Annotated in this window: 6 protein-coding genes and 1 pseudogene; 4 read left to right on the plus strand and 3 right to left on the minus strand. The window is 64.2% G+C overall.

From position 1 onward, the window contains the following. Nucleotides 1–75: 75 nt before the first annotated feature. Nucleotides 76–1,293 (plus strand): PGRS repeat-containing protein, encoded by a 1,218-nt coding sequence (locus BST27_RS33310; protein WP_428842044.1) that lies wholly within the window; start codon nucleotides 76–78, stop codon nucleotides 1,291–1,293. Between the two features lie 12 nt (nucleotides 1,294–1,305). Here BST27_RS33310 and BST27_RS35150 read toward each other — a convergent pair whose 3' ends face one another. After that, nucleotides 1,306–1,620 (minus strand): hypothetical protein, encoded by a 315-nt coding sequence (locus tag BST27_RS35150; RefSeq protein ID WP_139805437.1) that lies wholly within the window; start codon nucleotides 1,618–1,620, stop codon nucleotides 1,306–1,308. Nucleotides 1,621–1,720: 100 nt separating this feature from the next. Between BST27_RS35150 and BST27_RS29045 the strand changes: the two genes are divergently transcribed. Both BST27_RS29045 and BST27_RS35155 read left to right on the plus strand, forming a co-directional pair. Continuing rightward, nucleotides 1,721–2,191, plus strand: a complete 471-nt coding sequence (locus BST27_RS29045) for an SRPBCC family protein (protein ID WP_069419301.1) — start codon at nucleotides 1,721–1,723, stop codon at nucleotides 2,189–2,191. Continuing rightward, nucleotides 2,178–2,429, plus strand: a pseudogene (locus BST27_RS35155) (DUF2486 family protein); the annotation flags it as partial. The gene BST27_RS29045 and the pseudogene BST27_RS35155, both read left to right, overlap by 14 nt. Before the next feature lie 60 nt (nucleotides 2,430–2,489). Here the strand turns inward: BST27_RS35155 and BST27_RS29050 are convergent. Next, nucleotides 2,490–3,665, minus strand: coding sequence for an LLM class flavin-dependent oxidoreductase (locus tag BST27_RS29050; protein ID WP_069419300.1), 1,176 nt, complete (start codon nucleotides 3,663–3,665; stop codon nucleotides 2,490–2,492). A gap of 79 nt (nucleotides 3,666–3,744) precedes the next feature. Next, a complete protein-coding gene (locus BST27_RS32760) occupies nucleotides 3,745–4,134 on the minus strand; it encodes a hypothetical protein (protein WP_069419299.1) in 390 nt (129 codons plus the stop codon). A gap of 560 nt (nucleotides 4,135–4,694) precedes the next feature. Here BST27_RS32760 and BST27_RS29060 point away from each other — a divergent pair. Further along, a partial coding sequence (locus BST27_RS29060) for a PPE family protein (RefSeq protein ID WP_083148750.1) occupies nucleotides 4,695–8,305 on the plus strand: 3,611 nt, incomplete at its 3' end.

Raw genomic sequence — 8,305 nt, forward strand, 5'->3', positions numbered from 1 at the left:
GAATAGCCCAGCGGCACCGCCGGCACCACCGTCCTGGCCCGATCCGCCGGATCCGCCGGCCCCACCGTCGCCGTGCTGATTGGTACCGCCGGGAACGGCGGCAACGGCGGGTTCGGGCTGATCATCGGCAGCAGCGGCGCCAGTGGTGTGGTGTCGCCGTTGCAGCCGGTATTCGATGTCATCAATGCGCCCGTTCAGGCCTTGCTCGGGCGTCCTTTAATCGGTAACGGCGCCAACGCCGCGCCGGGCAGCGGGCTGCCCGGCGGGGCCGGCGGATTGTTGCTCGGCGACGGTGGGGCCGGCGGATCCGGCGGATCGGGCCAGGACGGTGGTGCCGGCGGTGCCGCTGGGCTATTCGGTACCGGTGGTGCCGGCGGCGCGGGCGGGTCCGGATTGGCCACCGGCGGGAACGGCGGTGCCGGCGGAGCCGGAGGACTGCTCTCGGGTAACGGCGGCGTGGGTGGCGCCGGCGGCGCCGCGATTGACTTCCAAGGCACCGGTGGTACCGGCGGTGCTGGCGGGGTCGCCGGACTGTTGGGCTCGTCCGGAGGGCTTGGCGGTGGCGGTGGTACTGCGGCGTGGGGCGGGACCGGCGGTGCCGGCGGTGCCGGCGGAGCCGGCGGGCTGTTCGGCGGGCTGGTTAGCGCCGGCGGCGGTGACGGCGGGGCCGGGGGATACGGGAGATATGGCGGTGACGGCGGTGCCGGCGGTAGCGGCGGCCTGCTCTTTGGCTTCGGCGGGCACGGCGGTGATGGTGGGTCCGGTGGCGGAGAGACGGGCGGCACTGGCGGCGTGGGTGGCAACGGCGGCTTGGTGTTCGGGTCCGGTGGCGCCGGTGGGGCCGGCGGGTTCACGCAGGGTACGGGCCTCGCGGGTAACGGCGGGGCCGGCGGCCAGGGCGGCTGGTTGTTCACCAACGGCGGTGTCGGCGGACCGGGCGGCTCGGCCACCTACGAAGGCGGCCCGGGAACAGGTGGCATTGGCGGCAACGGCGGCCTGCTCAGCAAGGGCGGGATCGGGGGTACGGGCGGAACGGGCTATTACGCGCCCGGCGCGGCAGGCGGGGGCGGCGGCCAATCCGGTTGGCTGATCGGTACCGGCGGCTCGGGCGGCGAGGGTGGGCAGAGCGCCTATCGCGTCGGCGGTGACGGTGGCACCGGCGGGGTTTCCTTCCTGATCGGCACCGGCGGCAACGGCGGCAACGGCGGTATCGGCGGAGAAGATACGAGTACCGGCGGGGCGGGCGGCGTGGTGTGGGTGCTTGGCGCGTACGGAGAGGACGGCTTGCCGTAGATGCGCTTTGAGTTAGCCGTCCGAACGCAATAGGCGTCCGACCACCGAACGATTCGGGTCGGCCTCCCGCTCGGCGAGCATCAGTTCGATGCCGTGCTCGACCGCGGCGGCGACGGACTCACGCACCTTGCGCGCCACATTGTCATCGGCTAGCACGATGTCGATGCCGTGTTCGGATCCCAGATCGCCTGCGGCTGCGGGGATCCAGGCCCGTGGTGGGCCTTCACAGCTCAACCGCTTCCACCACCGCACCGTTCTCCCCCGCTCCCACAGTTCGGCCGCCAGCAGCGGAACCTTGGGCTTGATCAGTTTGCGCAAAGGTTTCATCAGGCGCAGCGGAACGGCTTTCGTTGGCCCGTCGCCTTCGCGGTAGGGTACGCGACAGGAAAAATCCAGGCTTTCAAGCCAACCACATCGGGAGTCGCGCATGTCGGGTCGGAAATTCACGTTCGAGGCCAACAAGACCAGCACTGCGCCTGCGTCAACGCTGTTCCGGCTTGTCGCAGACGGGGGTAACTGGGCTTCCTGGGCCAAGCCCATCGTCGTTCAGTCGAGTTGGGTGCGACAGGGTGATCCGGCCCCTGGCGGTATCGGGGCTATCCGGAAATTGGGAATGTGGCCGGTGTTCGTGCAGGAGGAGACTATCGAGTACGAGCAGGATCGTCGCCACGTCTACAGGCTGGTTGGCCCCAGAACGCCCGTCAACGATTACGTCGGTGAAGTGGTTCTCACGCCAAATGCATCCGGGGGAACCGACATTCGCTGGAGCGGCTCGTTCACGGAGAGAGTACGTGGGACGGGAAAGGCCGCGCGTGCGGCGATGGGGGGCGCGGTGAAGTTCTTCGCGGGTCAGCTCGTGAAGGAAGCTGAGCGCCAGGCGGGCAGTGGGTCAGGCTAGCGAGTTAGCCTTCCGTGCAACGGCTTTCGCGGCCGAGTTGCCCGCGGTGACCGACGTCGTCATCACGGGCGGCGGCCCGCAAGCCGGGTCCGAATCCCGAACCACGGGCGAACGGCAATGCGGATGTCGTGTATCAGATCACGTTCGCGGTGGGTCGGCCCGTCGGAGACGTCGCCGCCACGGCGGTGCCGATGCATCCGGACGGGTACATGGCGCGGCGGCCTCGAGCGCGGCGCCAGACGCGGACGAAATTGCCTTACTGCGTGGGGAACTCGCGCGCTGGTTCAGTGTGAGCTGCCTACTGAGACCCCTGTTGGGAATTGACCTCGCCCTGATACTTCTTGGTCATGTGCTCGATGGCCTGGAGCTGCGTCTGGGCGAGATCGTCGCGAACCTGGCCAGCCCGCGCGGCGGCGTCGATAGTGGGCTGCGCCTGACCCTGGAAATGCGGAATCACCTCTGCGGCAAATAGTTCGGCGGACCGACGGGTGGCTGCGGGATTCGCCCACTCATGGCCCATCTGCAGCATGCAGCCGAAGCCCCCGGACTGGTCCCACAACCGTTGCACCTGCTCCCGCGCCTGCTCGGGCGTGCCGATGACCCCCGTCCCGTTTTCGTTGATGATGTCGATCATCTCGTCGAGCTGGTCACCCGGCATCGTCATCTGTGGGAAGGCCGCGACCTTCTGGAAATAGCGGAACCACGGTTCGATGCCGAATTTGACGTCGGTGCGGGCCTGTTCTTCGGTCTCGGCGATGTGGAACGGCGCTACCAAGCTCCAGTTCCTTCGGTCGACCGTCGTGCCGTGGGCAGCGGCGCGCTCCTCGACGATCCCCCAGTGATACGCCAACGCGTCGAATCCCTCGATCACCAGCGTCGCCCCGATGGACAGCAGTCCGATGCCGTGTTTACCGGCCAGCCGCGCCCCGGTCGGTGAGGCGACTGCGGCGACGGCCAGCGGGATCCCGTCCTCGGAATACGGCGCGAGTTGCAGTTGTGCGTCGAACAGTTGGTGCGTCGCGGTTTTCGCCGTGACCGTCTCGCCGGCCAGTAGACGCACGACGATGTCGAGGTTGGTCTCCAGCAGCTCGCGGGTGTCGGTGGGGTTCAGTCCGATCATCGCCGAATCGGTGGGCAATGAGCCGGGGCCCACGCCGCCGATGATGCGACCGTGCGTGAGGTGATCGAGCAACATCAAACGGTCCGCCACCCACAACGGGTTGTGGTAGGCCAGCGAGATAACCCCAGTGCCGAACTTGATCCGCTTGGCCCGCTCAGCAGCGGCGGCAATGAAAACCTCTGGCGAGCTGATGATCTCGCTGCCCGCCGAGTGATGCTCGCCGATCCACGCTTCATCGAAGCCAAGGGCGTCAAGATGTTCGATGAATTCGAGATCGCGTTGCAGGGCCAGCGTCGGGTTGGTGCCTGCGCGATGGAATGGGGCGATGAAGTACCCGAACCTGAGCTTGGCCACGAGGGGCTCCTTCCGGCCGCACGATGGGCTTGACCGAACGATAGTCCCCGTCGACCGTCAGAATCTAACGCGCGCTAGATCACGGGAAGCCACCGCAGAGGTTGCCGACGCAACCGCCGCCGCCACCCGGTCCGCCACCGCCACCGCCGACGCCGGGAATGGTGCCGCCTCCGCCGCCCGGTCCGCCGCCACCGGTGGGACCGCCCGGAACGCTGCCGCCCCCACCGTCTGGGCCACCGCCACCGGTCGGACCGCCGGGAACGCTGCCGCCGGTGGGGCCTCCCGGCGATGTCTCGGTGCCGGGGGTACCGGTGGGCGCGGTGGTTGTCACCGCGGACGTGGGCGTCGTTGTCGACGGCGTGGTGGTGCTGCTCGGTGACTTGCTATCGCCACCGCCACAGGCGACGGCCATGACCAGCATCGCGCCGCCGCCGAAGACTGCGAACGCCGTCCTGGCTTCGGATCTCATCAGACTTCCCTACTCTCTTCTCGGGCACTGGTCCGCATACCCCGTGTTCGGGGGCTGAAACCGGCGGGATGTGGTACGAGCAGGGGCGCCTTTGTGGATTACCCAGGTATTCCTTAGAAAGTGTGGCTGAAATCTTCCAAATTAGCGGGCCGTAGATGATACCTTTTACCCAATTTTCGTCGCTGACGGGGCTTCCGTTACGCGTGATTCACATCGTTTGATGGCCCAAATCTCTGCCGCCGAGACCGTTACACGGTGTATCGTGCAGCCCCCAAAGACATTGGTGCAGGCCAACGTTCAGAATGCTGGGCAATGTAGCCGGGGTTGACAGAGTTCCCCTCATAAGGGCGTCAGCCATTGAATGTAAAGCGAGTTGGCATCGCCCTTTTTATTTATCACAATTTGATAACATTCAGCACTATTCACGATAAATGTTCGGTACACACAGAGCTCTCCTTGTACCTTGTCCGCAACGAGATCAGCTTGGCGGCGACCGATGGCCAGGGCCTTCTCCGGTGTCGTTGTGTCAGTGGCGCGAGCACCAAATGGAGGGTTGAGCGATGAACTTCGCAGTGTTGCCACCTGAGACCAACTCAGCGCTCATTTTCGCCGGTGCGGGGTCGGAGCCGATGCTGGCCGCCGCGGCAGCCTGGGAAGGACTCACCGCAGAACTGGCCTCGGCTGCGTCATCTTTCGGATCCGTCATATCCGGTGTTGTCGGCGGTTCGTGGCAGGGCTCGTCGGCGGCGGCGATGACAGCAGCCGCTACTCCCTACCTGCAGTGGCTCACCGCAGCCGCCGCGCGGGCGGCAGAAACGGCCGCGCAGGCGGGCGCCATGGCGGCCGAGTACGAGGCCGTCCGGTCGGCGGTGGTGCCCGCGGCGTTGGTAGCGGCCAACCGTTCCGACCTGGTCTCGCTGGTGTTGTCCAACATCTTCGGTCAGAACGCCCCGGCGATCGCTGCCATGGAGGCCGCCTATGAAGAGATGTGGGCTGTCGATGTGTCGGCGATGGCTGCCTACTACACCGGGGCTTCGTCGATCGCGGCGGCGCTGACGCCGTTCGCTCAGCCGCTGCAAGGCCTCGCAGGACTCGCGGGACAGGTGGCCGCAGCGCCGGCGGCGGAAGCCGCCGCCGTGGCCGCCACGATCGGCGATGTCCCGCTGGTCGGGGGAAACATCGGCGGCTTCAACATTGGCGACGGGAACCTCGGGAGTTTCAACGTCGGCTTCGGAAATCTCGGCAACAACAACTTTGGGCTCGGCAACATCGGCATCAACAACATCGGCTTCGCCAACGTGGGTCCAGGGCTGACCGCCGCCCTCAACAACTTTGGCTTCGGCAACACCGGCAACAACAACATCGGCTTCGGTAATACGGGTAACGGCAACATCGGCTTCGGCAATACCGGCAACGGGAACATCGGCTTCGCGCTCACGGGTGACAACCTGCAAGGCTTCGGCGGCCTGAACTCGGGTACCGGCAATATCGGCTTGTTCAACTCGGGCACCGGGAACATCGGCATCGGCAACTCCGGCACCGGAAACTTCGGCTTGTTCAACTCGGGGACCAGCTACAACACCGGCATCGGCAACGCCGGCGAGGCGAACACCGGATTCTTCAACAGCGGCATCGCCAACACCGGCATCGGAAACATCGGTAACTACAACACCGGCAACTTCAACCTGGGCAGCTTCAACACCGGTAGCTCGAACACCGGCAACTCCAACACGGGCGACTTCAACCCCGGCAATCTCAACACGGGTTGGGGAAACACCGGAAACGTGAACACCGGTGCGTTCAACACCGGCAACTACAACAATGGCATGTTCTGGCGGGGCGAATTCCAAGGTCTGGTCGGCTTTTCCGGCACGCTGACCATCCCTGCCGCTGGCCTGGACCTCGACGGATTGGGCAGCCTTGGCCCAATCGATGTGCCACCGATCACCGTTCCTGAGATTGGGTTGGCTATCAACAGCAATGGTGCACTAGTCGGCCCGATCAACATCCCGCCGATAACTGTTCCGCCAATCGGCCTGGCCATCAACAGTTCTGGTGCACTCGTCGGCCCCATCACTGTGCCGCCAATCACCATCCCTAACATTGGTTTGGGGATCAACAGCTCTGGTGCGATCGTGGGCCCGATTGTTGTTCCGCCGATCAGTGTTCCCAATATCGGATTGGGCATCAACAGCAATGGCGCCCTCGTCGGCCCGATCGTCATTCCACCGATCACCGTTCCTCAGATTGGTTTGGGCATCGACAGTGCGGGTGCCCTCGTCGGCCCCATCAGCATCCCGCCGGTCACCATCAATCAAATTGGGCTGTCGCTATCGAGTCAGCCCTTGGTGAACATCCCGATAAACTTTCCGGAATCTCCGCTTGCCCTCGGTCTGTTCGGGGTAAGTCCCACCGTGGGCACCGTTGGCCCCGGCACAGTAACGCTGAACGTCGGCTCGATTAACGTCAGTGGCGCTATCGGAGGTTTCAACACCCCGACAATCACCCTTCCCGGTATCCCCTTAAGTATCAACCTGGGTGGCAGCATCGGACCGTTCAGCACTCCGGTGATTACGCTGCCCGGAATTCCCTTGGGCATCAACGTAAGTGGTGGGATTGGCCCGTTGACGGTATTCCCCAACGGTTACACAATCCCCGCGATACCGTTGGGTATCAATGTGGGTGGCGGGTTGGGTCCGGTAACCGTATTTCCGAACGGATACACCATTCCCCCCATCCCGCTGGGTATAAATGTTAACGGTGGGCTTGGTCCGCTGACCGTGTTCCCCGACGGCTTCAGCATTCCTGCCATCCCGTTGGGTATCAATCTAGGCGGCAGTCTCGGTCCGTTGACCGTCTTCCCGCAGGGCTTCAGACTTCCCCCAATTCCGCTGGGCCTGCAGGTAACTGGAACCGTCGGGCCGATTACCATCCCGATCGATATCGCAGGCACACCCGGCTTCGGAAACTCAAGCGCAACCCCTTCGTCAGGGTTCTTCAATAGCGGTTCCGGCGGTTCATCGGGATTCGGAAACGTCGGGGCCGGTAGCTCGGGCTACTGGAATATTGCCGAGAATCTCGGCAATTCAGGCTTCTTCAACGCCGGTCCGCTGGTGTCGGGCATGTCGAATTTCGGTAACACCGTCTCGGGCCTCTTCAACACCAGCACATTGGACATGGCGACCGCGGCGTTCAACTCCGGCATTGGCAACAGTGGCGACCACCTCGCCGGCTTCCTTCGGAACACGGCGGGCGGGACGACGTTCAACCTAGGCTTTGCCAACGAGGGCAATCTCAACCTCGGCGCCGCCAACGTCGGCGACTTCAACTTCGGCTTTGGCAACGTCGGCAACACCAACTTCGGGGGCGGCAACGTCGGCTTTGGAAGCATTGGCTTCGGAAACCTCGGTGACAACAACTTCGGCTTCGGGAACCTCGGCAACAACAACTTTGGGTTCGCCAATACCGGTCCCGGATTGACTGCCGGCCTGAACAACATCGGCCTTGGAAACATCGGTAACGGCAACATCGGCTTCGGCAATACGGGTAACGGCAACATCGGCATCGGGTTGACCGGCGACAACCAGGTAGGCATCGGCGGTCTCAACTCCGGTGTCGGTAACGTCGGATTTGGCAACTCGGGCAACGGCAACATCGGCTTCTTCAATTCCGGCAACGGAAACTTCGGCATCGGCAACTCCGGCGACTACAACACCGGTTTCGGCAATACGGGTCACGCCAACACGGGAATCTTCAACGTCGGCAGCACCAACACGGGCTTCGCCAACGTAGGCAACCAAAACACCGGTAACTTCAACGCCGGCAATGTCAATACCGGCGACTTCAACCCAGGCGACACCAATACCGGCGCCCTGAACGTCGGGCACGTCAACACCGGGCTGGCAAATACGGGTGATATCAACACGGGCGCCTTAAATTCGGGCAACTTCAACACCGGCATGTTCTGGCGAGGCGACCATCAGGGGGTGGCTGGCTTCTCCGGCACGATTTCCATTCCCACCATCCCATTGAGCGTCAACGTCGTGGGCGCGGTAGGCCCCATCACCGTACCCGACATCACCATCCCCGCGATCCCGTTGAATTTGATGGCTGCTGGTGGTGTGGGCCCGATTACGGTGCCGAGCATCGATATTCCGGGGATTCCGTTGAA

The sequence above is a fragment of the Mycobacterium intermedium genome (assembly GCF_002086275.1).
In the GTDB taxonomy this organism is placed as follows: domain Bacteria; phylum Actinomycetota; class Actinomycetes; order Mycobacteriales; family Mycobacteriaceae; genus Mycobacterium; species Mycobacterium intermedium.